Source organism: Allocatenococcus thiocycli, assembly GCF_921292965.1.
GTDB lineage: Bacteria > Pseudomonadota > Gammaproteobacteria > Enterobacterales > Vibrionaceae > Vibrio > Vibrio natriegens.
The window spans coordinates 259,088-285,930 of record NZ_CAKLCK010000029.1; the positions used below are offsets into that span (position 1 = coordinate 259,088).

The 26,843-nt window shown below is 45.5% G+C and carries 29 protein-coding genes; 4 read left to right on the plus strand and 25 right to left on the minus strand.

Annotation, left to right across the window (positions count from 1 at the left end; translation table 11 throughout):
* The first annotated feature begins 101 nt into the window (after nt 1-101).
* Nucleotides 102-284 (plus strand): hypothetical protein, encoded by a 183-nt coding sequence (locus L9Q40_RS11350; RefSeq protein ID WP_014233923.1) that lies wholly within the window; start codon nt 102-104, stop codon nt 282-284.
* A gap of 77 nt (nt 285-361) precedes the next feature.
* On the opposite strand, the gene nadE is transcribed toward L9Q40_RS11350, so the two are convergent.
* From nadE to ltnD, 6 genes are all read right to left on the minus strand, one after another.
* Nucleotides 362-2,452 (minus strand): NAD(+) synthase, encoded by a 2,091-nt coding sequence (gene nadE / locus L9Q40_RS11355; RefSeq protein WP_498793334.1) that lies wholly within the window; start codon nt 2,450-2,452, stop codon nt 362-364.
* A gap of 177 nt (nt 2,453-2,629) precedes the next feature.
* Entirely contained in the window at nt 2,630-4,084 is a 1,455-nt protein-coding gene (locus L9Q40_RS11360; protein WP_498793335.1) for a GntP family permease, read from the minus strand.
* 157 nt (nt 4,085-4,241) lie between these two features.
* Nucleotides 4,242-5,018 carry a 2-oxo-tetronate isomerase gene (gene otnI / locus L9Q40_RS11365; protein ID WP_498793336.1) on the minus strand — a complete coding sequence of 259 codons (777 nt, stop codon included), beginning with the start codon at nt 5,016-5,018 and terminating at the stop codon, nt 4,242-4,244.
* Nucleotides 5,018-5,665, minus strand: coding sequence for a 3-oxo-tetronate 4-phosphate decarboxylase (otnC, locus tag L9Q40_RS11370; protein ID WP_014233919.1), 648 nt, complete (start codon nt 5,663-5,665; stop codon nt 5,018-5,020). The genes otnI and otnC overlap by 1 nt, the downstream gene beginning before the upstream one ends.
* A gap of 11 nt (nt 5,666-5,676) precedes the next feature.
* Nucleotides 5,677-6,933: a 3-oxo-tetronate kinase gene (gene otnK, locus L9Q40_RS11375; RefSeq protein WP_498793337.1), complete on the minus strand. Its 1,257-nt coding sequence runs from the start codon at nt 6,931-6,933 to the stop codon at nt 5,677-5,679.
* A gap of 24 nt (nt 6,934-6,957) precedes the next feature.
* Entirely contained in the window at nt 6,958-7,857 is a 900-nt protein-coding gene (gene ltnD, locus L9Q40_RS11380) for an L-threonate dehydrogenase (RefSeq protein WP_014233917.1), read from the minus strand.
* Between the two features lie 280 nt (nt 7,858-8,137).
* On the opposite strand from ltnD, the gene L9Q40_RS11385 reads away from it, so the two are divergent.
* A complete protein-coding gene (locus L9Q40_RS11385; protein WP_065300990.1) occupies nt 8,138-8,911 on the plus strand; it encodes a DeoR/GlpR family DNA-binding transcription regulator in 774 nt (257 codons plus the stop codon).
* Nucleotides 8,912-8,919: 8 nt separating this feature from the next.
* Here L9Q40_RS11385 and L9Q40_RS11390 read toward each other — a convergent pair whose 3' ends face one another.
* The gene (locus L9Q40_RS11390; protein WP_065303425.1) at nt 8,920-9,759 is read right to left on the minus strand and encodes an aldo/keto reductase; all 840 of its coding nucleotides are present in this window, start codon (nt 9,757-9,759) and stop codon (nt 8,920-8,922) included.
* A 474-nt stretch (nt 9,760-10,233) separates the two neighbouring features.
* On the opposite strand from L9Q40_RS11390, the gene guaD reads away from it, so the two are divergent.
* Nucleotides 10,234-11,559: a guanine deaminase gene (guaD, locus tag L9Q40_RS11395; protein ID WP_498793380.1), complete on the plus strand. Its 1,326-nt coding sequence runs from the start codon at nt 10,234-10,236 to the stop codon at nt 11,557-11,559.
* 31 nt (nt 11,560-11,590) lie between these two features.
* Here guaD and L9Q40_RS11400 read toward each other — a convergent pair whose 3' ends face one another.
* On the minus strand, nt 11,591-12,535 hold the full coding sequence (locus tag L9Q40_RS11400) for a carbon-nitrogen hydrolase family protein (RefSeq protein ID WP_065303424.1): 945 nt from the start codon (nt 12,533-12,535) through the stop codon (nt 11,591-11,593).
* Nucleotides 12,536-12,683: 148 nt separating this feature from the next.
* Between L9Q40_RS11400 and L9Q40_RS11405 the strand changes: the two genes are divergently transcribed.
* Nucleotides 12,684-13,553, plus strand: coding sequence for a LysR family transcriptional regulator (locus tag L9Q40_RS11405; RefSeq protein WP_065300987.1), 870 nt, complete (start codon nt 12,684-12,686; stop codon nt 13,551-13,553).
* A gap of 8 nt (nt 13,554-13,561) precedes the next feature.
* Here the strand turns inward: L9Q40_RS11405 and L9Q40_RS11410 are convergent, their stop codons facing one another.
* The 17 genes from L9Q40_RS11410 to L9Q40_RS11490 form a co-directional block, all read right to left on the minus strand.
* Nucleotides 13,562-13,840 (minus strand): putative quinol monooxygenase, encoded by a 279-nt coding sequence (locus L9Q40_RS11410; RefSeq protein ID WP_498793338.1) that lies wholly within the window; start codon nt 13,838-13,840, stop codon nt 13,562-13,564.
* Between the two features lie 12 nt (nt 13,841-13,852).
* On the minus strand, nt 13,853-14,359 hold the full coding sequence (locus L9Q40_RS11415) for a GNAT family N-acetyltransferase (RefSeq protein ID WP_065303421.1): 507 nt from the start codon (nt 14,357-14,359) through the stop codon (nt 13,853-13,855).
* 63 nt (nt 14,360-14,422) lie between these two features.
* Nucleotides 14,423-14,653 (minus strand): cysteine-rich CWC family protein, encoded by a 231-nt coding sequence (locus tag L9Q40_RS11420; RefSeq protein ID WP_081281053.1) that lies wholly within the window; start codon nt 14,651-14,653, stop codon nt 14,423-14,425.
* Nucleotides 14,654-14,737: 84 nt separating this feature from the next.
* Complete coding sequence (locus L9Q40_RS11425; protein ID WP_498793339.1) at nt 14,738-15,490, minus strand: SDR family oxidoreductase; 753 nt, start codon at nt 15,488-15,490, stop codon at nt 14,738-14,740.
* A 52-nt stretch (nt 15,491-15,542) separates the two neighbouring features.
* Complete coding sequence (locus tag L9Q40_RS11430; RefSeq protein ID WP_498793340.1) at nt 15,543-16,028, minus strand: PaaI family thioesterase; 486 nt, start codon at nt 16,026-16,028, stop codon at nt 15,543-15,545.
* A gap of 259 nt (nt 16,029-16,287) precedes the next feature.
* The gene (locus tag L9Q40_RS11435; protein WP_498793341.1) at nt 16,288-16,803 is read right to left on the minus strand and encodes a cytochrome b/b6 domain-containing protein; all 516 of its coding nucleotides are present in this window, start codon (nt 16,801-16,803) and stop codon (nt 16,288-16,290) included.
* Entirely contained in the window at nt 16,796-17,080 is a 285-nt protein-coding gene (locus L9Q40_RS11440; RefSeq protein ID WP_014233905.1) for a PepSY domain-containing protein, read from the minus strand. Before L9Q40_RS11440 ends, L9Q40_RS11435 begins: the two co-directional genes overlap by 8 nt.
* A 292-nt stretch (nt 17,081-17,372) precedes the next feature.
* A complete protein-coding gene (gene madM, locus L9Q40_RS11445) occupies nt 17,373-18,137 on the minus strand; it encodes a malonate transporter subunit MadM (RefSeq protein ID WP_014233904.1) in 765 nt (254 codons plus the stop codon).
* A gap of 11 nt (nt 18,138-18,148) precedes the next feature.
* On the minus strand, nt 18,149-18,535 hold the full coding sequence (madL, locus tag L9Q40_RS11450) for a malonate transporter subunit MadL (protein WP_239947280.1): 387 nt from the start codon (nt 18,533-18,535) through the stop codon (nt 18,149-18,151).
* 473 nt (nt 18,536-19,008) lie between these two features.
* Nucleotides 19,009-19,602 carry a DapH/DapD/GlmU-related protein gene (locus L9Q40_RS11455; protein WP_020333731.1) on the minus strand — a complete coding sequence of 198 codons (594 nt, stop codon included), beginning with the start codon at nt 19,600-19,602 and terminating at the stop codon, nt 19,009-19,011.
* Nucleotides 19,603-19,628: 26 nt separating this feature from the next.
* Nucleotides 19,629-20,552 (minus strand): PaaX family transcriptional regulator, encoded by a 924-nt coding sequence (locus L9Q40_RS11460; RefSeq protein WP_498793342.1) that lies wholly within the window; start codon nt 20,550-20,552, stop codon nt 19,629-19,631.
* A 140-nt stretch (nt 20,553-20,692) separates the two neighbouring features.
* Nucleotides 20,693-21,994 (minus strand): phenylacetate--CoA ligase PaaK, encoded by a 1,302-nt coding sequence (gene paaK / locus L9Q40_RS11465; RefSeq protein ID WP_498793343.1) that lies wholly within the window; start codon nt 21,992-21,994, stop codon nt 20,693-20,695.
* A gap of 71 nt (nt 21,995-22,065) precedes the next feature.
* Entirely contained in the window at nt 22,066-23,271 is a 1,206-nt protein-coding gene (gene pcaF, locus L9Q40_RS11470; RefSeq protein WP_498793344.1) for a 3-oxoadipyl-CoA thiolase, read from the minus strand.
* The gene (paaI, locus tag L9Q40_RS11475) at nt 23,272-23,751 is read right to left on the minus strand and encodes a hydroxyphenylacetyl-CoA thioesterase PaaI (RefSeq protein ID WP_498793345.1); all 480 of its coding nucleotides are present in this window, start codon (nt 23,749-23,751) and stop codon (nt 23,272-23,274) included.
* A complete protein-coding gene (locus L9Q40_RS11480) occupies nt 23,748-25,256 on the minus strand; it encodes a 3-hydroxyacyl-CoA dehydrogenase (RefSeq protein WP_498793346.1) in 1,509 nt (502 codons plus the stop codon). The genes paaI and L9Q40_RS11480 overlap by 4 nt, the downstream gene beginning before the upstream one ends.
* Nucleotides 25,257-25,259: 3 nt before the next feature.
* The gene (paaG, locus tag L9Q40_RS11485; protein WP_498793347.1) at nt 25,260-26,048 is read right to left on the minus strand and encodes a 2-(1,2-epoxy-1,2-dihydrophenyl)acetyl-CoA isomerase PaaG; all 789 of its coding nucleotides are present in this window, start codon (nt 26,046-26,048) and stop codon (nt 25,260-25,262) included.
* 3 nt (nt 26,049-26,051) lie between these two features.
* Nucleotides 26,052-26,840: an enoyl-CoA hydratase-related protein gene (locus L9Q40_RS11490; protein WP_498793348.1), complete on the minus strand. Its 789-nt coding sequence runs from the start codon at nt 26,838-26,840 to the stop codon at nt 26,052-26,054.
* Between the last annotated feature and the right edge of the window lie 3 nt (nt 26,841-26,843).

The following is a 26,843-nucleotide window of genomic DNA, read 5'->3' on the forward strand; positions in this document are numbered from 1 at the left end:
CAAACTCATTTGGTTAAACTTATGTTTCGTTTTTAACTAGTGTGCAACTTAAATAAACGGATTAGTTTAAGTAGCACGTCAATGACAACGGAGCGACGACGATGAAAGTACTTATTCAATACACGCAAGCAGGTAAATACCGAGATCAGGCATGGGAAACATTAACGCTTAAATCTAAAGGGCAAGTTCAGGCAGTTACCCCAGCATGTGCGGCGCAATTGATTGAACAAAAGAAAGCAAGCTTAGTCACATCTGACGATGATCAGATCATCTTCTTCACCTAATCATCCTCAACATCAATACTTTAAATATCAGGACAAAGAGAAAGCTAGGGAGCAGTTAGAGCGGATCTTGAATCACGCTAGCTGTCTTTCATCCAGCAATTATCCTCGATGAAGGCTAGCTCCTCTTGGTATCCAGAGCTTAGAAGCGGAAAACGTTTATAGGTTTTCGGATCCAGGCTATTGAGTTCGATATGAAACCCCGGAGCCTGACGATCGCGTTTCCATTGATTGCGAAACAGCAACTTAAAAAATTTGACGATATATGTGGCCATGGTTTGGATGTCTACGCGTTCAAATTCTTCCGTCATCGCATCAAAAATATCCCTTGGTGACATACCGGCTTCTAAGGTCAAAAAAACCATACGATCGAGCACATCATAAGGCATCAAATCCTCTTCATCACTTTGTTCTTCGGGGCGCAACTCCGCCGTTGGACGTTGATTATTGATATAAGAAAGCGCTTCTAGCTTCATAATGTGATTACCAGTGCAATAAAATCCTTTTTGCTCTAGCCATACCAGTAGCTTGAGAATTCGGCTTTTAGTGACACCGGAAATAGGTGCGAGGACTCCGGAAGAATCACCATCCATTGTGCAGTAACCTACCGCCCCTTCCGACATGTTGCTCGTTGTCAGCAGCAGTTTATTTTCCAGATTAGCGATGAACCAAATACTTGGAGAGCGCACACGAGCCTGAATATTTTGCAGCGCAATATCGTGATCATTCCAATTGAGCTCTAGATTGGTTGCTTTTGATATCATCGACTCGTAATTCTTCACCACCTCGGCAACACTGAGGTTTAGAAATTTAGCACCAAATGACTCCGCTACTTTTTGCGCAGCAGTACGAGTAACGGAACCGCTGTTCGCGCTGGCCTGATACGCAGTTGTCAGCATGTTCGCCATTATTGCTGATGCCGTATCCCTAACGAACGGCTCTAGGTTGTTTGAGGACCCCGCCTGTTTGAATTTACTCCTTTGATCTTCGCTCAAAAATTGACTCAAATGGTCTGGTAGTGAACACTCGTCATCTTTCTCTGTTTTGGTAACCAGCTCCCAAAGTTCCAGAATAACGGATGTATAAACAGCACTAGCGACCAAGGCAGAGTCTGCTCCGCCACTTAATGAAAGCGCGTAGCCACCAGTATGTGTCTTTCTCAGCCAATCACGTAAACCTATTGCTATCGCACGCAAAGCTTCTTCATGTTCCAGATATTCACTGTCTTCCCAAGGCTGATTTAGCGGCTGTACATGCAACTTGGGAGAGTTAAGAGATTTACCGAGTGTGACTTTGACGACAGCCTCTTTATCAAAGTCATGTTCCTCATAATAGCGTTGACTACTATTGATTTGGCCAATCCTGCTGCGGGACAAGTCGACATCGGCTGTCACAACCTCCACATCACTCATGTGAAAACGTTCGCCTTTGGCTACCAAACTGCCATCAACTGCAATCATCACACCAGCATCATAAATTGCCCTGCCAGATTCACACCCTGATAGATTGGAATACACATAACAGGCCGAATATACGCGGCTTGACTCTTCCACCAGCCGCTTACGAGTGAGCGATTTACCTATCGCAAAGTGACTAGCACTTGGATTTGCAATGACTTCAACACCTTGGTTGAAGAAACGTTCTGAAGTGCGGTCGGCAACCCAGGCATCCTCGCAGATTTCAAAACCAACTTTTACATCGTTAACGCTGTAAACCAGATTGCCAACACGCACAGGTGGTGTCCCCTCTTTGAGTACCACCGTCGCGTTTTTATCTCGAGTCCATGGCGTAAACCAACGTTGCTCATAATGAAGACCATTCGCAGCTAAATTCCGCTTTAGAGAGATACCTTGAATGCCCTCATGCGTAACCAGTGCAACACCATTGTAAACCCGATTGTTAATCATCACGGGTAAGCCAACGGATACCGCCATGCTATTGGGAATCGACAGCGTTAGGTCAGAGACACTTTTCAGTGCGCGCTCAGAGACATGAGGACTATGGAAAAAATCTTCACAGCCATAACCAGAAATACACAACTCTGGCGTAATAAGCAGTTCGGCTCCAGCTTGATGTGCAATCTTGATTGCTTTTTGAATGTTATGCAGGTTTCCACTCCAATCCATTGGAGTCTGGTTTAATGAGCATGAGCTGATACGCAGTTTCTTCACAATACTTCCTTTCCTCAACTTCTGGCCTTAAGCCAATACTCAGTAAGTATTAGTGATTGAAACGAAAATGAGCAAATGTAGCTTCCCGCAACATCAATCTTGACAGGTTTTCATAAACAAAAAGCCCCATCTTGAGGCTTACAATATGGGGCTTTTTGTTGTTGAGTTCTTGTCAGATTATGCAAGCGACTCTACTGATTTTGTTTTACCACTTTTGATTTTTACCGCGACGATAACCGCCGCAAGCACAGCAATTGGTACTAGTGGATCAATGATAGTACCACCTTTACCAAACACTAAGTTTAGTACCATGATGATTGATGCACCGATAGCCCATGCAATCGTTGAAGATACAGACCAAATCTTCAATTGATCCGTTAACTCAGTGATACCAAGCGTACGGTTGATGATGTGGAAGTAAGAGTCATTTAGGTGAGAGAAGCCTACAGGACCTACCGCACACGCCAAAGCTACGAAAACAGGGTCTAGACCTAATGTTTCTACAAGAGGCAGAGTCATTGTCGCCGCAACCATCATAGACGCAGTTGCAGAGCCCTGGATTAGACGAAGCATTGAAGCAATTGCCAATGGAACTAATAGCGGTGGAATACCGCTGCTTGCGATAGCTTCAGCAACTTGTGGACCCGCACCAGACGCTTTCAGTACTGCACCCATTGCACCACCACAACCTGTTACTACAAGGATTAAACCCGTTGTCGATAAGGCATCGTCCATTGAGCCAACCATATCTTTACGTTCAATCTTACGAGTCAGGCCATAAAGTGCCATTAGAACACCCAGACCAACTGCAACTACAGGGTTACCCAGTAGAGAAAGAACTGTATGTAATGCTGAATCACCTTTACCTACTAACGTATTGATTAGAATAAGTGCGATAGGGATAAGGATAGGACCGAACGATAAGAAGTTACCAGGTAATTCTTTGTCATCTGTTGCTTTTACTTTTTCAAGGTTCGCCCAATCCGCTTGATTCGTAATCCAAGATTCGCCATTTGGAACTCGGTAGTATTCATTACCTACGCGGCGGATGTAGATCATCGATAGCAGCATCATTGGGATTGATACCATTAAGCCCCAAAGCATGTATTCCCCAAGGTCGACACCGAGAATACCAGCAACAGCCACTGGACCTGGTGTTGGCGGAACAAGTGCGTGAGTAATCAACAAGCCTAGAGCAAGAGTGACGCCTAAGCCAACCGCTGATTTACCCGTATCTCGTGAAATTGCGCGGACAAGAGAGTGCAAAATGATGTACGCAGAGTCACAGAATACAGGGATTGCCACGAGAACGCCGGTGAAACCAAGCGCGAGATCCTCACGGCCTTTACCACAAATTTTTACGAAGGTTTTCGCCATGCGAACCGCAGCGCCAGAGCGTTCAAAACACGCGCCCAAGATCACGCCAAATGCGATGATTAGGCCGATACCGCCCAGTACGCCACCAAAGCCAGCTTTAATCGCGTTAATTAGATCGGTTGGGGCCATTCCAGCAAACAAGCCCATAATGATACTGGCAATAACCATTGCGAGTGCTACTGGGATACGTGTTTTTACTATCATCCCCATCATGGCAATGATGCCAATCACAATTCCTATTAATGCTCCGTCCATTTTTGTTTCCTTTGTCTCGTGTGTAGGGTTTGTGCTATGGGCAATCAAGTTATGCCCAAAGCACTTATTGTTATTTATGACACTTAATCTCTTTGATTAAGTTATCTTTATTTTTCATCTGGCTTTGCTCAGCAAAGCCCTCTTATATCGTTATTCTTTACAGGTACGGCTTAACCCAATCGAGTCCTTCCTCTGTAGTGTTTCTTGGGTTGTATTCACAACCGATCCAGCCCTGATAACCTGAGTCGTCTAAAACATCGAACAGATGCGGATAGTTCAGTTCTCCTTCAGAAGGCTCGTGTCTTTCTGGCACAGACGCGATTTGAATATGACCCGTGTACGGCGCAACCTCACGGATAAGCGTGCTTAAATCTCCGTCCATAATTTGTGCGTGGTAAAGGTCCAGTTGCAGCTTCACATTTGGTCGGTTGACTTGCTTAATTAACTCAACAGCTTCACGCTGGTGAGCGACGAAGTAGTTGGGAACGTCACGGCTATTTAGCGGCTCGATCATGAGCTCAATGCCATGCTCTGCAAACTTGTCTGCTGCATAACGAACGTTGGCGATAAACGTTTCTACATGTTGCTCGCGAGTAAATTGCTTATCAACGATGCCAGACATCGCGTGTACCTTTTTGCAATTCAACTTGTCGGCATACATTAACGCTGTGTCTACACTGGCTTTAAACTCATCTTCGCGGCCAGGGATTGCTGCACAGCCTCTTTCGCCGGCATCCCAGTCACCAGGAGGCATATTGAACAGGGCTTGTTCGAATCCAAATTGCTGCATTTTGTCTGCCAGATCCTGCGCTTCATAAGCGTAAGGAAAAAGGTATTCCACCGCTTTAAATCCCGCTTGATGCGCTTTTTCAAAACGTTCCAGAAATGGTACTTCTGTAAATAGCATGGTGAGATTTGCTGCAAACTTAGCCATTATTTACCTCTCCCTTTTAGATCTTGGACTTCGGCATCTGTTAAGTAACGGATCTTGCTGTCTTTAAGAATGAAAGCCAGTTTCGCGGTTTCTTCGAGCTCTTCTGCATTATCTACAGCATCTTCAAAGTCAGTGCCCGTGACGACAGGCCCATGATTCGCCAGTAAGAATGCTCGATAGTCGCTGGCTCGTTGTGACAATTCCTCTGCAATTTGTGGGTCACCCGGACGTAGGTAAGGGATAACCGGTAGCTCCCCAATGCGCATCACATAATATGGAGTAAACGCTTTTATTGCGTTGTCACGATCCAGCCCTTCCAGACACGACAGTGCGGTTAAGTAAGTCGAGTGAAGGTGCACAATCGCGTTACACTCAGAGTTGTTACGGTAAATTGCCAGATGGAACGCCACCTCTTTTGATGGTTTCTTACCTGAGATGTGATTACCATCGATATCCACAACGGATAACTCTTCTGCTACAAGGCGGCCAAATGAAGAACCAGTCGGTGTTGCCAGAAAGTGGCCATTGGGTAATTTTATCGACAGGTTACCAGCACCACCGGTGGCGTAGCCGCGCTCAAACATTGAACGCGCCAGTGTTACCATTTGTTCTCGAAGCTGTTGCTCCGTCTTAGAGTTGTTGCTCATTCGTACCTCACTCATGCAAAGAATGATTGGGCTTTGGCGAAAAAGTTTTCGTCGCCAAAGTTGCCAGATTTAAGTGCCAGTGAAAGCTCTCCTTCTACCGACTTAACCCAAGGAACACCTGGTGCGATTTGAGGGCCAATATGGAAACCTTTAACTTTCAGGCTTTGAGTAACGACACCCGAGGTTTCCCCTCCCGCGACAATAAAGTTCTTCACACCATTTGATTGAAGTTTGATGGCGAGTTGGCTGAAGAACTGCTCTACCGCGTGACTTGAAGCCTGAGCGCCATATTGCTCTTGAATCGCTTTCAGAGCGCTCGCATCCGCGGTCGCGTAAACTAAAGGTGCGAATTCACTTGCGATATTTGTCATAACCCAATCGAAAACGACATCCGAGTAATCCTCATTAGTCAGACAGGCCTCAACATCGATAGCAAAATGAGGGGCTTGTTGCTTGTAAACCGAAACTTGTTGATTGGTCATCACAGAGCATGAGCCAGAAAATACCACCGTTGGTGCTTTCGCCGGTTTACCTTCTTGTTTGGCATTGCTCTGATCTTCGAGCTGTTCAACCCAGTTTTTAGCAAGCCCCGCTGCCAGACCTGAACCACCAGTAATAAGTTTTAGCGATTTAGCCGCTTCTCCCAGCGTAACCAGATGCTGGGCGTTGAACGCATCGACTACAGCGTAACGATGACCTTGCTCTTTAAGTTGAGTAAAACGCTGAGTAACGGCTTGCGCACCTTGTTCAATCGTTTGGAAGTTAACCAAGCCGGTTGTACCTTTTGATTGAGCATTCATCATGCGGATCAGGCTTGAATCGGTCATTGGTGTCACTGGGTGATTACGCATACCAGAATCACTTAGCAGATCCTCGAACACAAATAGATGCCCGTTGTAGACCGTACGACCATTTACTGGCAGAGCAGGACAAACGATCGTGAAGTCTTCACCAAGTTCAGCCAGTAATGCGTCAGTAACAGGGCCAATATTGCCTTCTGCTGTGCTGTCAAATGTTGAGCAGTACTTGAAATAGAACTGCTGACAACCTTGTTCTTGTAACCACTGAAGTGCCGCGACAGAGTCTTGGATTGCTTCGTCAACAGGGCATGAGCGAGATTTCAGACTGATCACAACCGCATCCGCGTTTACGTCAATCTCTGTTGCTGGGATTCCGTTTAATTGCACAGTTCGCATGCCGTTTTCAACCAGAAAACCAGCAATATCGGTTGCGCCAGTAAAGTCATCCGCGATAACGCCTAATAACATATTTACTTCTCCACTCCAGTACGCTTACTTATCTACACCAGGTAATTCAATGCCATCAAAAATCTTGATCACCGCACTGTCGTCTTCCTGACCAAAACCAGCGTTGCTTGCGCTGACAAACATGTTTAGTGCTGCACTAGACAACGCCAGTGGAAATTTAAGATCTTTCGCTGTCTCAGACACAAGGTTGAGATCCTTAACAAAGATATCGACCATCGATTTTGGTGAATAATCGCCATCGACCACATGCTTCATACGGTTCTCAAACATCCAAGAGTTACCCGCAGCGTTTGTGACCACGTCGTACATAAGATCCAGAGGGATATTTGCGCGGGCCGCGAGTGCCATGGCTTCTGCGCCGGCAGCAATGTGAACACCAGCTAATAACTGGTGGATGATCTTGACTGTCGCGCCAAGGCCAATCGCTTCACCAATGTTGTAAACTTTTGCTGCTGTGGCTTTGAGGACGGGCTCGAGTGCATCAAATGTACTTTGAGCACCAGATGCCATGATGGTCATTTCACCAGCTTCTGCTTTTACTGCACCACCAGATACTGGCGCATCCAGCATCACCAGATTGTGCTCTGCAAGTTTTGCTTCTATTTGCTTGGCAGCATCAGCAGAAATCGTTGCTGAGACCATTACTGGTGTGTTCGGTTTTAATGAAGCTGCAAGACCTGTTTGAAATAATACGGTATTTACTTGTTGTGCATTCACGACAAGGACCAGAACAGAATCCAGCTTATCGGCAAACTCCACCGCATTGGTTGAAACGGCTTTTGCGCCAAATTCCGCCAACTCTTCAAGAGCTTGAGGATTTAAATCAAAACCATAAACATCAAGACCTGCACGCACACAAGATTTTGCAGCGCCCATACCCATTGATCCTAAACCGATCACACCGACAGATTGAACTTCACTCATAGTAACAATGCCTTCTTGGTAAATATTGAACTGAATTTTGTTAATTCTTGTTTATTGGTTGTGATTATATGTGAAGGTTAACATCTGGACTCCGCTCTAAGTCACATTTTTAACAAATATTAACATTTAACTGATATTTCACTCGTTATAAGTGTAGTAACACCGTTGTTTTGAGTGAGTTCACATCCTTAACACTGTTAACGCAACATATGTTCACATATATTCACAAAATAGAGAAAGGTTGTTAGGATACTGAAAAACAAGAACATGAAGTGAAATAATGATTCCAGCAGAACGTCAAAGAACAATTTTGTCCCTTCTATCACACCAAGAAGTCCTCAGTATCTCTGATTTAACAGAGCATCTCGGTGTGTCACACATGACGATTCGTCGTGATATTGTGAAACTAGAGTCTTCGGGAAAAGTAGTCTCTGTTTCCGGCGGGGTGCAGCTTGCTCAGGTGCTGCATAGTGAGTTGTCACACGATGCGAAAGTAGAACAACAGGCTGATGAAAAGGCGCACATTGCTCAAATTGCCGCGACGTTAATAGATAAAGATGCCACGGTATATTTGGATGCAGGTACAACAGCGTTAAGTATTGCCCATCGAATCGTCGACCGGGATGATCTGCTGGTGATCACTAATGACTTTTCGATAGCGGCTTACCTAATGACCCATAGTCAATGTGAGCTATACCATACAGGTGGAAAGGTTGACCGCGAAAACCAATCGAGTATCGGCGGAAAAGTTGCGGAGTTCCTTGCGGGAATGAACATTGATATCGCCTTTATATCGTCTTCTTCTTGGAGTTTAAAAGGATTATCTACACCCAATGAAGGCAAAGTGTGGGTTAAAAAAGCCATAGCAAAAGCGGCGCAAACAAACTACCTGATTTCCGACTCTACCAAATATGGTCGCGTCGGTAGTTTCCACGCGTTAGATATTGAGGAGTTTGATGGCATCATCACCGATCTGAACCTATCGCAAGTCGTTAAAGTAGAGCTTATGGATAAAGGTTTGACCGTGCTTGATAAATTACCCTCTCTGGGCTGACAAAAAAATCATCGAATGGCAATCCTTCCCTCATGTTGGTTAACAGGTGCGGGAAAGGCTTTGTCTAGCTCTCGAATATCCTCTTCGGTCAGTACAATTTTTACTGAATCTAGATTCTCTTTCGTACGTGCAATCGAGCTGGACTTGGGAATCGCAACCACGCCTTTTTGTCGAATCAGCCAGGATAATGCGATTTGAGCCGCCGTCGCTTGATGACGTTCCGCGATAGTTATCAGTTCTGGATGGTGTACCAAAGCGCCCTGATCGAGTGGGCAGTACGCCATCATCGCCATGTTGCGTTTGTCGCAAAACGGTTTCACAGCCCACTCCGGTTCACGATGCGAAAGGTTATAGAGAACTTGATCTGTTGCGCATAGCCCAACCTTATCAGCCGCGCAAAAATCTTCCAGCTCATCGATATCAAGATTACTCACCCCATAGTCACGAATTTTACCTTGGGTTTTTAGCTGATAAAGTGCTTCCAGAGTTTCCTCAAACGGGACGGTTCCCGACCAATGCAGCAGATAAAGATCGAGATGATCCGTATTCAAACGGGTCAAGCTTCGCTCACAAGCGGCAATTACGCCTTCTCTGGAGGCGTTGTGGGGATAAAACTTACTAACCACATACAATCTGTCGCGATATCCAGCCATAGCCTCACCAGCAATACGTTCGGCTTCACCTTCGCCATACATTTCTGCACAATCGATTAACTTCGCGCCATATTCAATACCAAAGCGTAACGCGTCGATTTCCTGTTGTCGCGATCGTGGGTCCTCGCCCATGTACCAGCTTCCCAGCCCCAACTGTGGTATCACGTTACCACTGGGTAAAATAAATTCAGCCATCCCACCTTCCCTACGCTTTATATTTTGTGTCGCTCGACATTAATCCGTGCAGTCTGCGAATCACTTGATTTGGGTTACACATATAGAAATGTAGGCGTGTTCTCGCAGCTCGTAAACAAGCAATTCAATCAACCATTGCCACGATGTAATCACGCCAAGTCAATGCACCACTTGAGGTCAAAGGTTCTATATCTCTCACCAGTTTGGTTCGAATATCGCCCTTATTCCGGCAACATAAATACACTGAATCATCAATCCATATAGGAACATAGCGAATTTCCAAGCTGGCATACTTCTGGCTTAGTCACTTTGCTTTTAATGGTTTTCGGTTGTTACATACACTACTCTATTGACAAGGGCTTACGCAGATAAGTCAAAAACCATGGGTATCAAACATATTCAATGGAGTGACTTATGAACCACAAATCGAACGTTCTATACTTAAAGAATACTGAACCATTTTCTTCTGACTCGATGCCGAAAACGATGGCGATACGTGCGAGCTTGCTCCACTTTCTCGAAGATCCTGCCAAGGTCACCAACCCCAAACACGCTTTTCAATATTTTGAAGACGGTCTGTTAGTCGTTGAAGATGGCCTCATCAAAGACGTGAAAGCGTTCAGCGATTCAGATACAACTCAATATGCCGACATCGTGGATTATCGCGGCAAACTTATCGTGCCTGGCTTTATTGATACTCACATTCACTACCCTCAAACAGAGATGATTGCTTCGTATGGCAAACAACTACTCGAATGGTTAGAGAATTATACCTTCCCAACCGAGAAGCAGTTTGAAGACAAAATACATGCAAAAGTGATCTCCCGATTCTTTATTAATGAGCTGCTAAAAAATGGCACCACCAGCGCTTTAGTGTTTGGTACGGTTCATCCCGAATCCATCGACGCTCTGTTTGAAGAAGCGCTTGAGAAAAACATGCGTATTATTGCCGGTAAAGTCATGATGGATCGCAATGCACCGGACTACTTACTCGACACGCCAGAGTCCAGTTACAAAGACAGCAAAGCACTGATTGAGAAATGGCATAATCACAAACGCCTTCAATACGCCATTACCCCAAGGTTTGCTCCTACGTCTTCGCGTGAGCAATTAACGGCAGCTGGCAAACTCAAAGCAGAATTCCCAGATGTTTACGTTCAAACCCACCTCTCTGAAAGCAAAAATGAAGTGGAATGGGTGAAGTCTCTTTTCCCTGAACACGAAGACTATTTTTCTGTCTACCAACACTACGGTCTGGCTGGTGATCGCTCCGTCTTTGCCCATGCGATTCATCTCACTGAACGGGAGTGGAATGCGTTTGAGGACACGGATTCTGTTATCTCGTTCTGTCCTACCTCGAATCTGTTTCTTGGTAGTGGGCTTTTCGACTTAGAGAAAGCCGAACAGAAGAATGTACGCGTGGGATTAGGGACTGACGTGGGTGCTGGCACCAGTTTTAGCCAGTTCCAAACCTTAAATGAAGCTTATAAAGTCATGCAGTTACAAGATAAAAAACTGTCCCCATTTAAAGGATTATATCTCGCGACTCTTGGCGGGGCGAAATCACTCAGTATCGACGACAAAGTTGGTAACTTTGAAATAGGCAAAGAAGCTGATTTTGCAGTCTTAGACTGGGCCGCAACAGACTTACAACACCTTCGACAGCAACATGCGAAAAGTTTAGAAGATAAGCTGTTCGCGCTGATGATATTAGGGGATGATCGAAACGTAGATGCCACCTACGTTGATGGTAAGTTGGTCTATTCCTCCACCGATCACTTAGTGACAACACTAACCTAAAGCGAAATCCCCCATCTGATGGGGGATTTTCTTACTCGGCTTCCCTGATACGCAGAGATGTTTGCGGCGCTCGATTTACGTTGAGTGTAAATATGTCTGGGCGAGAGTAATGGCCTGCAACGTCGAAAGAGCGTCTGGCGGCAGCAACTTTATCTGTATCAATATCGCAATACAAAATCCCTTCCTCTTCATGCAATGGGGCAACTAACGTCTCCCCGCCGGGGGCGATGACGGTGGAGTCTCCGCCGTTAATCCACTCGTCTTTATCAGGATAGAGGGTTTCTTTTTCTGGGAAGTCATCAGGCAAATCGTTAACTCTCAACAAATTACCACTGCCGACAACGTAGCATCTGCCCTCTCTGGCGATATGGCGCAAGCTTTCAGTCCAGTCCGAGCCGCTGTCATAAGTAGGTGCAATGTAGATTTCGACGCCCTGAGCATAAAGCGCATAACGTGCCAACGGCATGTAATTTTCCCAGCAAACGAGTGCGCCAATCCTGCCAACCGGTGTGTCTACTACCCTTAATCCAGTCGCATCACCAAAGCCCCATACCATTCTCTCTGGGTTAGTCGGCATCAGTTTTCGATGAACATTGATGAGATTGCCCTCATGACAAACCGTGATATAAGTGTTGTATAGCGTTGTTCGGCTGACGCTGGAGTCGCGTTCATTAATGCCGCATACAACCGTGACGTGATGACGTTTTGCCGCTTCATAAATCGGCTCTAAATCCGATGAGCTTAAATCAACCGCGTTGCTCATTAAGCGTTGATAAAGACTGTCTGTTGTCCCCCAGTCTTTGCCAGGGCGCAGACGCCATAACCAGACAGGATAACCAGGAATAAAGGCTTCCGTAAAAACAACAAGCTCTGCGCCGTTATTGGCAGCAGACTGAATACTTTCAACCGCCAACGCGATGCTCTGCTGCTTATCTAAAAATCCAGACGCACGTTGAACCACAGCTAACTTTTTCATGACTACACCTCCCTCAGAAACTCGGTTCTCACTCTATTAATGAGCAAACTTTTTAATGTGCAATATCAGTTTAGGTGTGCAAAAATTAAAACGTTATCCCCAAAAAATGCCCATTAACTGTGCAAAAATGCACACAAGGACGGTTTGTATGAACTGGGATGATCTAAAGATATTTTTGGCCGTCGCTCGCCGTGGTTCTGTCAGTGGCGCAGGCGCTGAGCTTGGGGTACAACACTCCACCGTTTCAAGACGCCTTCGAGCAATGGAAGACAAGCTTGGCGTGCGCTTAGTAGAACGTATGCAAGGAGGCTATGGACTGACGCTCGCGGGTGAAAAACTCAGAGCGACTGCCGAGCATGTCGAGCGAGAAGTACTCAACGCTGAGGACATGTTGTTAGGCCAAGATAAACTTCTCAAAGGCACGCTGCGAGTGACGGTCGTTCACCACATCGCATACGCTTTTTTCCTTCCCATATTTGCTCGTTTTCACCAAACCTACCCGGACATCGATCTGGAAATACAATCTTCAAACACGTACTTGAGTATGCCGCACCGAGAGACTGACGTTGCACTGCGAGTCACTAATAATCCAGCGGAAGTACTGATTGGGAAGAAGTTAATCACTTTTGCATCAGCGATATACGGCAGCAAATCTTATCTAGAGCATTTAAAGAAAACGGGCGACAAGCCAAATTGGATCGGAACTGAGTGCTGCGACTTCCACCGCGCCTGGACGAAAGAGGTTTGCCCGGAAGGAAAGCACGACTTCACCGTTGATGATACGGGATTAGCGCATATGGCGATAAAACAAGGCGTCGGACTCTCTTTCTTACCCTGCTTTATCGGTGATTTTGATGACGATTTGGCTCGATACGATGAACAATTCTCTGCTTTCTATGGTCTGGATTTGTGGATGTTGCTCCACGAAGACCTAAGACATACCGAGCGTGTAAGAGCGTTTCGAAACTTTGTCATTGAAGAAGTTGAGAAGCAGCGCGACAAACTAGAAGGTCGTTAGAGAAAACGTTAATCCAGCAATATCTCATAATGGCGTTCTACATTATTCGTCACTTTCCCCCAATGTGACTCCTTCACCCTTACTTGGTGAGCCTCAAATGCAGCCTCGTCGACGAACTCTTCGTACACATCAAATCGCAATGAGTTTTCTGCACTTTGGGTAACGCGAAATGTAATGCAACCAGCTTCTTGTAACGTCAGGCGCGTATGTTTTTCTAGTTCCTGCTTTACCACCTGCAACTCCGGTTCTGGCACCAAAATGTGGCCTTTCAAGATCACTTTCGACATGAATTAACCTAATTACAATAACTTGTAGAAGTAAACTGTCGCTTCGAGTTCTCCACTAGAGCTACGCGCGAATTGAGGAATTTGTCCTGCTTCGTTATAGCCAATAGCGCGATATAATGAGGATGCGATATCACCGAGTCGCGTGTCCAATACCAGTAAAGACAAACCGATTTCTGCAGCTGTATTTTCCATCAGTGACATCAGTTTTTTACTTACACCTTGCCCTCTCGCACTGGTTTTTACCATGAGCTTTTCAACTTCACCTCGGTGTGAGCCGTTGGCTTTTGAGCACAGAGAAAGCTGGACTGCACCAATAACGCTTCCGTTATCGTAAGCTAAGAAGATCTTTCTGGAACCAGCCCGCAGATCCGCCTCTACCGACTGCCAATAAGCATCAACTTCCTGCTCATCAACTGGCGTTAAAAATCCGACTGACGCACCACTTTCTATGCAATCAGTAAGAAGCGCATGCAATTGAGCAACCAAACCAGAGATTGAACTGACTTCTTTTATTTCCACTTAACTTTCCTTGTTTAGACGGGCACGCTCAGTTTAATTAGCATACCAAACTGTCAACGTGTACTAACTCTTTTTAATACTGTTCTGATACTTTAACGCGCACGCTTTGCAAATACATGCTTTTCTTCTTTTTTCTTCAGGAACTTGGGAAAGGAGCCCTTCGGGAAATTTTATCGACGGGTCGTTACACCAACACGATTTAGTGATGTCTTTATCACCTAAATTGAGACAGGAATTCGGCTGACCACACAGAGGGCATACAAGCGGGTCTGGAGTGACGGATTTGATTTTCACATGATATCCTTTAATTGACGACGCCCAGCTAAACAGCAAGTAACCAATAGCGATCAGAGGTACTAAACAAGGCCTGATTGTCGATTATAACCCACCAGCTAAATCCAAATAATTCCCCGTTGAGAATGACGACTTCTCAGACGCTAACCAATAAATGGCCTCAGCGACCTCTTCTGGCTTCCCGCCCCTTTGCAGTGGAATGACACTTTTGAGCCTTTCAATTCTCTCAGGTTCTCCTCCATCCGCATGCATATCGGTATGAATTAAGCCAGGTCTCACGCAATTGACGCGGATACCCTCAGCCGCGACTTCTAAGGATAAGCCTTTGGTTAATGTGTCGATCGCGCCTTTTGACGCCGCGTAATCGATGTATTCATTCGGTGATCCAGAACGAGAAGCTCCGGAAGAGACATTCACAATCACGCCACCTACCCCGCCATGGCGCGTAGACATACGCTTAACGGCCTCGCGACAACATAAAAAGTAACTGGTGACATTATTGACGAGTATTGCGTTAATTCTGCCTGCCGTCATCTCTTCTAAACGCATCTGTGTCTTTAAGATACCGGCATTGTTCACTAGTACAGAAATTTGGCCTAACTCTTGGTCCACGGTAGAAAACAGTCGGGAAACATCCTCTTCTTGAGATACATCGGCCTGAACAGTAATGCATTTGCCGCCGTTACGGGTGATGGTTTCCGCTAACTGGGCTGCCGATTCTGAATTGGATTTATAGTTGATGCATACCGCATATCCATTATTTGCAAAAAGTTGCGCGGTCGCAGCACCAATACCTCGGCCGCCACCCGTTATGATGGCCACTTTTTGTGTCGTCATGAATCCATCCTGTTATCAATGATTTTATTGAACGTTTAGAGTGACATTACTATCACTTACATTTATCCCCAGAAAACCAGCTATTAGGTACTTGAACCGCAACAACTTTGGCAGTGCAGCAGAGAACACCATCAGAAAAAAGTTCGCAGTTCACTGTCATCTTATTTCCGTTGATTTCTTCTACGATCGCCACCAACTCAACATCTTTATCAATGGGTACTGGCTTAAGGTAATTAACTTCTAATTTCCCTGTCGCGTACCATACTGCTTCACCTGAGCCAATTTCTCGTCCCTGTAACTGATAACCTTTGGCAATTGCGGTGCAGATACAATGGCAATCAATTACTGTAGAAATGATCCCACCATTTAGGAACTGTGTAGGACCGGCACAGTGATGAGCAGAAGGAATAAATGTACAAGCGGATTTATTTTCCCCCACCCAATGGCTCTTAATTTGTAAGCCAGACGCATTCTCTGGTCCACAGCCAAAACAGTGGTTATTTGGTATCTGATCTTGAAACGCTTTTCCCTGCTGCATACTTCCTCCTAGAACCGACTCTTATTTATTATCGAAATACTAACTAATCTTTCAGCCAGCATGTCACTTTAACTAAACTTTAACAAGTTTAGCTTCAAAAATTCAAAGGCTTATCAAAAATCAGGCAGGCTCAAATAAAACGGTGGGATCTAACAACAATCTAGTGAGCTGAGAGGAGTAAGGACGTAATTGACTCTAAGAAGAAAAGTACAGAAAGCAACTGAGGATTGTTGCTTTCTGCGCCTCACTTTAAGACTGGCTATTTTTCTCGCTCGCCAGGAAGCATATTTTGTAAGTAGGAATGGCCCGTAATTCGCGTCATCAAAACCACAGCGCCAACATGAACGCAAACGCACACGAAGGTTAAGTTAACTGCGGTCTCGTGAATTTCTTTAACCCAATCTTCTCCCCAGAACCGGTCTGTTTCCATCAGATACCCTGAGATTCCGATAGTTATCAGCCCTACCCACATGCACCAAATCATTATCGCGCCTGCAGGATTGTGACCATGGTGATCATCAACTCGGGTTTGATACACCTCTTTTAAATGCCCTATTGCTTTAGGAACGGAGGGTAAGAAGGAAGTAAGACGCGCCGGAGGTTTAGCGACACATCCCCATAGTAACCTTAAGACAACGGCTCCAACCGCAGAATACCCAACCCACTGGTGTAAAGTGCTACCGTCCTCGGTAATGAAATAGTTTATCAAGAACAAACTAGCCACAAGCCAGTGGGTGAGTTTAACGACTCGATCCCACTGAGTTTTCTTAGTCATCGACTTCCTCTTTTACTATCGTCATATCAACCGGGTTGTAATAGATTTCAACACGCTTACCACTGGTGTCGTAACCATATAACTCGTAGCATCCTGTATCGGTTTGTTTAAACTTCTTAACTTTATAACCTTGTGACTCAACCATTTTCTGAGCCGCGTCGAATTGCATCCAGTTATCTGGGCTTTCTTCGGTACATGTTGGGTCAGAAGCATAAGCACCAAAAGAAAGTAGTCCTGCGATCACCATTGTTGAAGCTAAAAATGTTTTACGTTCCATATGATTATTCCTGTTAGTGGTAAGAAAGATTCAAACTCGCCACCAAGATTAAACGCCATAACTTAAGAACCGCTTAAGAATCATTGCATAAAGGAAAAAAATAGAATTCGATTGAAATGGATAATGCTGGCAGGAGGATTAAATGAAGGAACAAAAAATGGAAGGGAAACAGACGTCATCTACAAGGTAACTGCCCTCTACCTTATAGATGAAATCCGTCTTTCCCAGATGATGGACAAACCAATGGGTTTATTTTGTTGGCAATAGCGAGCGTCTAAATTGTTGCTATCTATTACGCAACAATACTAACGACAGCGAAGTACAAAAGTGATGGACCAAGCAGACAGCCTAATGCCGTATAAAATGCCGCCGTGATACAACCGTAAGGCACCAGCTTTTCATCAGTAGCAGCTAACCCTGCGGCAACACCGCTAGACGTACCTATCAGACCGCCAAACACAATCGCAGAGCGAGGAGAATTTAGGCCGATATATGGCGCGATAAAAGGCGTTAGAATCATCACCAGAATTGATTTTACCAAGCCTGCAGCAATAGAGAGCGCCATCACTTCAGAACTTGCACCAAGAGCAGCACCTGTCACTGGCCCCACAATGTAAGTCACGGCTCCAGCACCAATCGTCGTGATACTTACCGCATCGGTATATCCGAACGCCATCGCAATGGCGGCACCAGAAACAAAGGACATCACCACACCCAAAATGAGCGCTGTCACGCCAGACATCCCAGATTTCTTGAGTTCATCCAATTTGACGCCAAAGCCAGTAGCAATAATCGCGAAATCACGTAGCATTGCGCCGCCCAATAAACCAATTCCGGATAAGAGTGGAATATCAACAGCTCCTTTTGTTCCCCCACTTATCGCTCCCGAAACGTAAGCTAACGTTAGGCCTAACATAATCGCTATCGCTGAGCCATGAATTCTTCCTTTGGTCCACTTTTCAGATACCCAGAAAGAGAACCACATCATTAAACCAATGACCGCGAAGCCTACGATTAGCTCATATTTATTTGATACAGAGATAAGAGATTCAAACATTAGCGCCCCACTTAAGCTTGTTGTTTATCAAGTTGGGACACTGAACTGGTTCCCATTTTTGTAATAACCGGTACTAACGCAAACCCAACGGCAACAGCCGCAACACCCGCGGTAATCGCCATCGGTCCACCGGTAATGGCACCAATCACATTTTGCTTAGCTGCCATCGCAACAACGATTGGGATGTAAATCGCGCTCCAGAACGCAACCCCTTGTTCCGTTTTTACATCGATCTTTTTATGTTTCTGAAGATAATCACTCGCAACAATTAAGATCACCATTGCGATACCAACGCCCCCAACGTTTGAAGGTATGCCAAGTAAAAATCCCAAGACTTGCCCTATCGCCAAGCCCGCGAGTGTACAAAGTGAAAGTAGAGCTACTCCGTAAATGATCATTAAGTCACCTCCAATATATGATACTTTCGTTTCCAACCTCACCAATTGTTATCACATTGTTAACCCCAATCAATTAACGTATTGCCAAAACTGTTAACCTCAGGGTAATTAATTTTCAAAAAAGTAAGGTGACAATTCAATCAATAGAAACTTAATTAATATATATCAATTAGTTAAATTATGATTTCGTATTGTTCCATGCTATTTAGTTGAAGAGCGTTAAAGACGTTTAAAACAAGAATTAGTGATCCACAAGAAAGTTTAATTAAACAATTTATTTACATTAGTGAAGTTAATGTGTTGATTGGCTTAGACGAGCTTAGACGTAATGATTAGAAAGCCGAGTGGCTCTATGGTCTTATAGATTTTTATGAGGAGTAAATGAAGGTCCCTCTCTCACACCACTCGTAAATAGACAAGCGGTTATTGAGAGAGGCAAGTCAGTAAAGGTACTTCACAGGTATTATACGAATTTAACTAACTTTGGGTTCGTGGTTAACGTCCCAGCTTACTTGAGGCCTGTCCGTTTCAACTTCGGTCAATGGCTCGACAAGTTTGAGCTCATTAAAACAACGTTCAGCTAAGCGATGATACATATATGTGCCATGTTCTTTCCACTTAAGTTCATCATCCGAAACGTCTCTTTTGCGTTCTGCCGGACTACCTAAAATCATACTCCTAGGCTTATAGTCGCTCTTGGCTTTTACAAAGCTGTTCGCACCAATAATGGACTCCTTGCCTATACGTGAGAGATCCATGACAACGGCATTCATGCCTACCAGAGTGTTTTCACCGATATGACAACCGTGGATGATAGCGCCGTGCCCGACATGGACATTTTGTTCGAGAATGGTTTCTTTACCAGGAAAACCGTGCATGACACAGTTGTCTTGCACGTTAGCCCCTTTTTTCACGATAAGGCGACCAAAATCACCACGCAATACCGCCAGAGGGCCGATGTAAACATTTTCTTCGATAATGACGTCACCGATGATTTCAGCGCTCGGATGAACGAACGCCGAAGGGTGAATAACGGGAATAACGTCAGCAAATTGATAGATGGGCATTGTACTTCCTTGTTACAAAGCTCACTCTAGCTCAGACCACCAAAACGGATGTAGTAGTTTGGTGACGGAACAGGCAGCTTTCCGTTTGGTGTTTCGCTGCTATCCATTACGTACTTCATTGCCTTAGCGTGAACTTTTCGATAGATATTAATGGTTAACTGTTCGGCCTCTTTTCGTGGCCAGTCTTCCGGTAGCAGCTCCGTTGGTAAGTCCGGATCTTTAACAATGATTCGACGATAAAAGTGAATAACCAGTAGTCTCATTTTAAACGCATCTTCTTCACTAATCGCATCATCCGTCATGGACTCTATTATTTCCCATGCTGGACGAAACAGTTCGATAAACTGCTGGTAGTCCTCTGCAATACGTTCAATATCCCATGACTGCCGAACCATATTTTTCAAGGTTTCTTCGCTTTCAGAATACAATTCAGCCTGCTGGAAAATCTTGGCGCTAGAGATGGTTTTCGTAATCTCTTGCTTAATTTCTGGCGTCAATTGCTGCAGATCAGGCTGAACGAAAAAATCCTTGTCGAACAAACCAAACCCTTTATGTTGCAGGTACCTAACCTTGTCTTTACTACTATTTGTCGGACCAAGTGACGTATGAATAATATTCCAGCGTTTGCTCCACGCTACTTTCTCTGAATGGTAAATCTTCTTGTTGGCGTGGAGCATTTCATTGTATCTAGCAGGTTCCAGATAATAATAACTCTTGCGGCCTACTTTATTGACGGTCAACCACTCATCTTTGTGCAGACGAAATACAGACGAACGCACAACGCGCTGATTCAAACCCAGAGTTTCCATAGCTTGAATTAGGTTACCCAACCAAATTCCACCACCACACGTCCACAAATAGTCACCAAAATAGGAAACTATCAACGATGTACCGCTGACTGATTGGTGACCGGAAATTTCTTCGAAAAATGAATGTAGATCTTGGTTCAAAATAGCTCCATGTTTGGCTTTAACTCGTTTTAAATATTGAAAGCCAATCCGCTTCCCTAATTAATCTTTGTATTATTCACAATTAGGGCTGTTATACCACTCTCGAATTCAAGCTTTATCAAGAGTGGCATATTTCACGATTAAGCTTTTGGACGCAAATCTCTCACGCGCACTGCTTTCCCTTCAGATCGAGGGATGCCATTTACCGGAAGTAAATCAATAGTTGTAGAGATGCCAATCATCGACTTGATTTGATGTTGCAGGCGCTTGGTAAGCATTTCGCTTTGGTCCAGATAAATATTGTCTTTTACTTCCAACAATACAACTAAATGATCAAGATTACCTTTGCGAATCACTTCAAGTTGGTAATGTGGACTAAGCTGTTCGATTTGTAAAATCTGCTCTTCGATTTGCGATGGGAACACATTTACTCCACGGATGATCAACATGTCATCGCTTCTGCCGGTAATTTTGTCCATACGACGCATCGTGCGAGCAGTACCCGGCAACAAGCGTGTCAGGTCACGAGTACGGTATCGAATGATAGGGAGCGCTTCTTTGGTCAACGACGTAAATACGAGCTCACCATGTTCACCATCAGGCATCACGTTACCTGTAATAGGGTCAATGATTTCTGGATAGAAGTGGTCTTCCCAGATAGTTGGACCATCTTGGGTTTCTGCACACTCCATGGCAACACCCGGCCCCATTACCTCTGAAAGGCCATAGATGTCGAGAGCAACAATACCTAAGCGTCGTTCGATCTCTTTACGCATCTCGTTTGACCAAGGCTCCGCACCGAAAATACCTATTTTAAGAGAGCAACCTGATGCGTCACCACCGTAATGCTCTTCTAATTTATCCAGCAAGTTGAGACAGTAAGATGGAGTCACCATGATGATGGTCGGCTTAAAATCTTCAATCAGTTGAACTTGTTTTTCGGTTTGTCCACCCGACATAGGAATAACTGCAGCACCAAGGCGTTCTGCACCATAGTGTGCGCCTAAACCACCAGTAAATAATCCGTAGCCGTAAGAGATATGAATCAAATCTTTCGCGCTACCACCCGCGGCACGAATCGAGCGAGCAACGATATTTGCCCATGTATCGATGTCATTTTGCGTATAGCCGACAACCGTTGGCTGCCCGGTTGTACCAGAAGAGGCATGGATACGAGCCACGTCTTCCATCGGTACGGCAAAAGAATTAAAAGGGTAGTTATCTCTTAAGTCTTGCTTGGTGGTGTAAGGAAACTTATCAATGTCTTCGAGACATTTAAAGTCTGATGGATGCACTCCAGCTTCATCAAATTTTTTGGTGTACATCGGTGAGTTTTTATAGGCATGTTCAAGCGTCCACTTCATGCGTCTGAACTGGAGTTCTCTTAACTCCTCTACAGAAGCGGTCTCAATCGCGTCCAGCGTATTTGAATACTTAATCATGTGTCGATCTCCTCGTAAGTCCTTTTGTTTCTTATTGGCTGTAAATCACGTCTGTTGTATTTGTTTTAATTTCAGACGTTTTCGATGATCATTGCGATCCCTTGCCCTACGCCGACACACATACAGCACAAAGCATACTTCCCATTTCTACGTTTTAGCTCATTGCTCGCAGCCATTACGATTCGAGCGCCGCTCATACCTAATGGATGACCTAACGCAATTGCCCCGCCATTTGGATTTACGTGCTCGGCGTCATCGGCGACGCCTAGTTCACGTAATACCGCCAGCGCTTGCGATGCGAATGCTTCATTGAGCTCGATAACATCCATATCATTAATTGATAATCCTGTCATTTCTAGTACTTTTTTCGCAGCCGGAGCTGGTCCGACACCCATAATAGCAGGCTCTACGCCAACCGTTGCTGTTGCCAGTATTTTCGCCTTAGGCGTTAGCCCATACTGCTTAACGGCATCGTCACTAGCGATCAGTACTGCCGCAGCGCCATCGTTCACGCCAGAAGAGTTTCCTGCAGTTACCGAACCGTTTTGCGCGAATGGTGCTTTGAGTGCAGAGAGCTGCTCCAGAGTCGTTTGCGGACGAGGGTGTTCGTCTTCAGCAACAACAACAGATTCACCTTTACGCTGAGGAATCGATACCGGGACAATCTCTTCTGCAAGTACCCCTTTCTCTTTCGCTTGCTGCGTTTTTTGTTGGCTACGCAATGCAAACGCATCTTGATCTTCGCGGCTGATTTGGAAGCGTTCCGCTACGTTTTCTGCGGTCTCAGGCATTGAATCTGTGCCATATTGATTTTGCAATGCCGGGTTAATGAAACGCCAACCAATAGTGGTATCAAACATCTGACCGTTTCTATCGAACGCGGAGGTCGGCTTACTCACCACATATGGAGCGCGAGACATGGATTCGACGCCACCAGCTACCATCAGCTTCGCTTCGCCCGCTTTGATAGTGCGTGCAGCATGGCTAATAGCATCCATGCCTGAACCACACAGGCGGTTGATTGTTGTACCGGATACTTCGATAGGCATACCCGCCAGCAATAACGACATACGGGCCACGTCGCGGTTATCTTCGCCCGCTTGGTTGGCACAACCCAAAATCACATCATCAATCGCCGACCAATCTAAATCTGGATGGCGCTCCATTAGTGCTTTTAGAGGGATAGCGCCCAAATCATCCGCTCGAACGCTTGAAAGTGCGCCACCGAATCGACCGATTGGGGTTCTGACGCTGTCACAAATATATGCATTAGTCACTTAACTGTCCTCCTTTACTAGCTTTGTGCCAATTCGGTGAGATTTCCCCCGAAACAGCGCTATCAACTTTTGGTCCTGATTGACGATTTCTATGTCATACGTACCGGTTACTTTTCCTTGAGATTTCACATTCGCAACGGCCGTTAACCGATCATTTTCAAAAGCCGGGCGAATGTATTCAATGCTGCATCCAGATGCCACCGCAGCTAAGTTTTCACTGTTACAAGCACAAGCAAATGCGGTATCAGCCAGAGTAAATAACATGCCTCCATGGCAACTGCTGTGGCCATTAAGCATCGATTGAGTCACTCGCATCGTGACTTTTGCCATCCCTTTGGCCACTTCCGAGACATCCATTCCCATCGATTTTGTGCAAGTGTCATTCTCTAACATCGCTGCAACGGCCTTCTCAGCCACCGCTTTTTCATGCGCTGCTTCGTTCAAGTGTTCTGAAAGTTGCTTTGGATTGACAACTATCATGCTGCACCTCCCTTTACTTTGATTGTGAATTGGCGAAGTAGTGGCGATGGACGATATCTTTCTTCGCAGTAGAAGGATTGCAAATGAGTGAGAGTGTCCAGTACTCGTTGCCAGCCAAGGCGTTCACCTTGCTCGATTGGACCAAGTGGATAGTTAACACCACTCTTCATTGCAACATCGACATCTGCCAGAGAAGCACCTTGCTGATTAACTAAATCAAGCGCTTCATTAATTAGCATTACCCAAGTACGCCATAGGATCAGGCCAGGGTAATCATCCAGCACTAATACCTGTTTGCCTTTTGATTGGAAGTAAGCAATCACAGCTTCAGTTTGATTCGCATTATTCTGCAGAGCAGGGGCAATCGCGATAATGTCACTAGCGCCGTAATCTTGGCAGTAATCAAAGACAACCACAGGGCTCTGCAACTGTTCAGATAACTCTGACGCTGTCACACCTTGAGTTGGCGTAACAATGATGTCGTTTACACACAGCTGTGGAGCACCTTCGTTGGTGTAACTGTTAGGTAGCTGAGTCAATTCAACAAAGCTTGGCACGCCACTCCAGTCACCAAGTAACGACACTGACAAGCGTTCTGGCAAAACACATTTTTGCGCCAAATTAACACTAGGTTTGTCAGTTGAACCGTCATAGCAATAAAATCCACGACCCGATTTACGCCCTAAGAAACCTGCCTCAACAAGTTCTTTCTGAGTCAGTGACGGAGTAAAACGTTTGTCCTGGTAATAGGCATCGTAAACACTCTTGGTAACGGCGTAGTTAACATCATGGCCGATCAGGTCCATAAGCTCGAAAGGCCCCATGTTGAACTGACCTGCTTGAGTGATGATATGGTCGATGTCTTGAACTTCCGCGACACCACTCTCCAGCGCTCGTAAACCTTCTGCATAAAACGGTCTTGCAACTCGGTTTACAATAAAGCCCGGAAGCGATCGAGTGATCACCGCGTGTTTACCACATGACTCAGCCCACGCTTTCGCTGCCTCAGTGGCGGCAGGAGAAGTCGCGATTCCTCGGACCACTTCAACTAACTTCATCAACGGCGCAGGATTAAAGAAATGCAGCCCAACGAAGCGTTCCGGTTTCGCCAGCGCACTGGCAATCGATGTCACCGAAATAGACGATGTGTTCGTAGAAAGCAGACAATCTTGTCGACAAATTGACTCTAGATCTCTGAATAGACTTTGTTTGATCGCAAGATCTTCGACAATTGCTTCAATAATCAGATCCGCACTCGCGACATCTTGCAAAGCGTCCGAGCAATACATGGCATCTAACAAGGTATCTTTCGCACTTAGTGACATTTTGCCGTTCGCAACACGCTTTTCTAAACGCGCTGCGATAACCGATTTGGCCTGCTCTGCTTTGCCTTGCTCAAGATCGAACAGAACCACTTGGTATCCAGATTGAGCCGCTACTTGTGCAATACCGGCTCCCATGGTGCCTGCACCTATCACCGCGACGGTTTTGATCACAAACTCCATGATTTACTTCCCTTTAAACTCAGGTGCGCGCTTATCGAAAAATGCAGCGATACCTTCGCGGTAATCGTCCGTTCTTCCCGCCAGTCGTTGAAGATCTTTTTCTAAGTCCAGCTGAACTTCTAAGCTATTTTCACTAGAGTGATTCAGTGCATGTTTAATAAGACCCAACCCTTTCGTTGGCTGCGTAGCCAAATGGTTTGCTACTGACATCGCCTTTTCGATAAGTTCTTCATCTTCAACACATTGCCAGATCATGCCCCACTCTTGTGCCTGACTCGCGCTTACTTTGTCACCGAGTAACATCAGTGCTTTCGCTCGTGCCGATCCCACTAAACGTGGCAGTGTCCAGGTACCACCTGAATCTGGTACCAGACCAATCTTGCAAAATGCCTGAATAAAGCTTGCTGACTTAGCCGCAAATACGATGTCACACGCGAATGCGATATTGGCACCCGCGCCCGCAGCCACACCATTGACTGCTGCAATGACTGGCTTTGGCATTGATGAAATTTGTTTGATCAAAGGGTTGTAGTATTTCTCAATGCTCTCGCCAAGATCCGGCATTTCTGCGCCGCTATTTACGTTGCGATCGTTAAGGTCTTGCCCTGCGCAAAACCCTCTGCCAGTGCCTGTCAGCAGCACTGCGCGCACTGAATCATCAGTTTCCGCCTGCTTTAACGCTCGCTTAAGCGCCTTATGCATATCCGGGTTAAAGCTATTCAGTTGCTTTGGTCGGTTAAGCGTAATGACAGCAACACCAGCTTCTACCTGAAATAAAATTAACTCTTCCATTGATTACTTCCCTTTAAATGTCGCCTTTCTTTTATCAAGAAAAGCTTGGATTCCTTCCGCTCTGTCTCGGGTTTCCGCAAGCAGGCTGAATAACTGTCTTTCCATCATCAGTCCTTGGGCCAAAGTGCCATTTGATACTGATTTTAATGACGTTTTAGCAGCGCGAACGGCTAAAGGCGCATGCTGGGCAATAGCTGTCGCTATCTCTTGAGCTTTATTGAGCGTGTTTTGTGACACCGTGATTTCACTGATTAAGCCTGCGTTAAGCGCCCTTTGAGCCGAGATTGGTTTTCCGGTCAGCACCATATGGTTCGCGAGAGATTTACCGACAGTACGAGACAGTCGTTGCGTGCCACCTGCGCCTGGCATTAAGCCCAAAGTGATTTCTGGCAAACCAAACTGCGTGCCTTCCCCTGCGACAACGACATCACAAAGCAGGACCAGCTCTAACCCTGCCCCCAGCGCGTAGCCATTAACCGCCGCTATCAGAGGCTTTTCGAACTGATCAATACGTTGCCAAAGTTTCGGTCTTGGATTTAGCCAAGTCTCTATCGACTGCTGACTCGACATCTCGTGTAAATCTGCACCTGCAGCAAATATCGTTTCGCCGCCGTAAAGCACTACCGACTTAATGGAAGTGTCCAGAGACGCCTCTTCCAGTAACTCCGCTAAGTGTTCCAGTACGTCATTGCTTAATGCGTTGCGCTTCTGGGGACGATTCAACGTAATCGTTAACACCCCCTGATTGGAGATGTCACCGATCAGGTTCTGATAATCGGTCTGTAATGTCATGCT

Bases quoted from the DNA above. Each gene is read 5' to 3' on its own strand.
- L9Q40_RS11400 (WP_065303424.1), bottom strand. From the start codon at position 12,535: ATGAAAAAGTTAGCTGTGGTTCAACGTGCGTCTGGATTTTTAGATAAG.
- otnK (WP_498793337.1), bottom strand. From the start codon at position 6,933: ATGTTATTAGGCGTTATCGCGGATGACTTTACTGGCGCAACCGATATT.
- paaK (WP_498793343.1), bottom strand. From the start codon at position 21,994: ATGATTAAGTATTCAAATACGCTGGACGCGATTGAGACCGCTTCTGTA.
- otnC (WP_014233919.1), bottom strand. From the start codon at position 5,665: ATGAGCAACAACTCTAAGACGGAGCAACAGCTTCGAGAACAAATGGTA.
- L9Q40_RS11430 (WP_498793340.1), bottom strand. From the start codon at position 16,028: ATGCAGCAGGGAAAAGCGTTTCAAGATCAGATACCAAATAACCACTGT.
- madL (WP_239947280.1), bottom strand. From the start codon at position 18,535: ATGATCATTTACGGAGTAGCTCTACTTTCACTTTGTACACTCGCGGGC.
- L9Q40_RS11360 (WP_498793335.1), bottom strand. From the start codon at position 4,084: ATGGACGGAGCATTAATAGGAATTGTGATTGGCATCATTGCCATGATG.
- L9Q40_RS11390 (WP_065303425.1), bottom strand. From the start codon at position 9,759: ATGGCTGAATTTATTTTACCCAGTGGTAACGTGATACCACAGTTGGGG.
- otnI (WP_498793336.1), bottom strand. From the start codon at position 5,018: ATGGCTAAGTTTGCAGCAAATCTCACCATGCTATTTACAGAAGTACCA.
- paaI (WP_498793345.1), bottom strand. From the start codon at position 23,751: ATGATAGTTGTCAATCCAAAGCAACTTTCAGAACACTTGAACGAAGCA.
- L9Q40_RS11350 (WP_014233923.1), top strand. From the start codon at position 102: ATGAAAGTACTTATTCAATACACGCAAGCAGGTAAATACCGAGATCAG.
- L9Q40_RS11435 (WP_498793341.1), bottom strand. From the start codon at position 16,803: ATGACTAAGAAAACTCAGTGGGATCGAGTCGTTAAACTCACCCACTGG.
- L9Q40_RS11480 (WP_498793346.1), bottom strand. From the start codon at position 25,256: ATGGAGTTTGTGATCAAAACCGTCGCGGTGATAGGTGCAGGCACCATG.
- guaD (WP_498793380.1), top strand. From the start codon at position 10,234: ATGCCGAAAACGATGGCGATACGTGCGAGCTTGCTCCACTTTCTCGAA.
- paaG (WP_498793347.1), bottom strand. From the start codon at position 26,048: ATGGAAGAGTTAATTTTATTTCAGGTAGAAGCTGGTGTTGCTGTCATT.
- madM (WP_014233904.1), bottom strand. From the start codon at position 18,137: ATGTTTGAATCTCTTATCTCTGTATCAAATAAATATGAGCTAATCGTA.
- L9Q40_RS11425 (WP_498793339.1), bottom strand. From the start codon at position 15,490: ATGACGACACAAAAAGTGGCCATCATAACGGGTGGCGGCCGAGGTATT.
- ltnD (WP_014233917.1), bottom strand. From the start codon at position 7,857: ATGAGTGAAGTTCAATCTGTCGGTGTGATCGGTTTAGGATCAATGGGT.
- L9Q40_RS11440 (WP_014233905.1), bottom strand. From the start codon at position 17,080: ATGGAACGTAAAACATTTTTAGCTTCAACAATGGTGATCGCAGGACTA.
- L9Q40_RS11410 (WP_498793338.1), bottom strand. From the start codon at position 13,840: ATGTCGAAAGTGATCTTGAAAGGCCACATTTTGGTGCCAGAACCGGAG.
- L9Q40_RS11455 (WP_020333731.1), bottom strand. From the start codon at position 19,602: ATGCCCATCTATCAATTTGCTGACGTTATTCCCGTTATTCACCCTTCG.
- L9Q40_RS11490 (WP_498793348.1), bottom strand. From the start codon at position 26,840: ATGACATTACAGACCGATTATCAGAACCTGATCGGTGACATCTCCAAT.
- L9Q40_RS11385 (WP_065300990.1), top strand. From the start codon at position 8,138: ATGATTCCAGCAGAACGTCAAAGAACAATTTTGTCCCTTCTATCACAC.
- L9Q40_RS11405 (WP_065300987.1), top strand. From the start codon at position 12,684: ATGAACTGGGATGATCTAAAGATATTTTTGGCCGTCGCTCGCCGTGGT.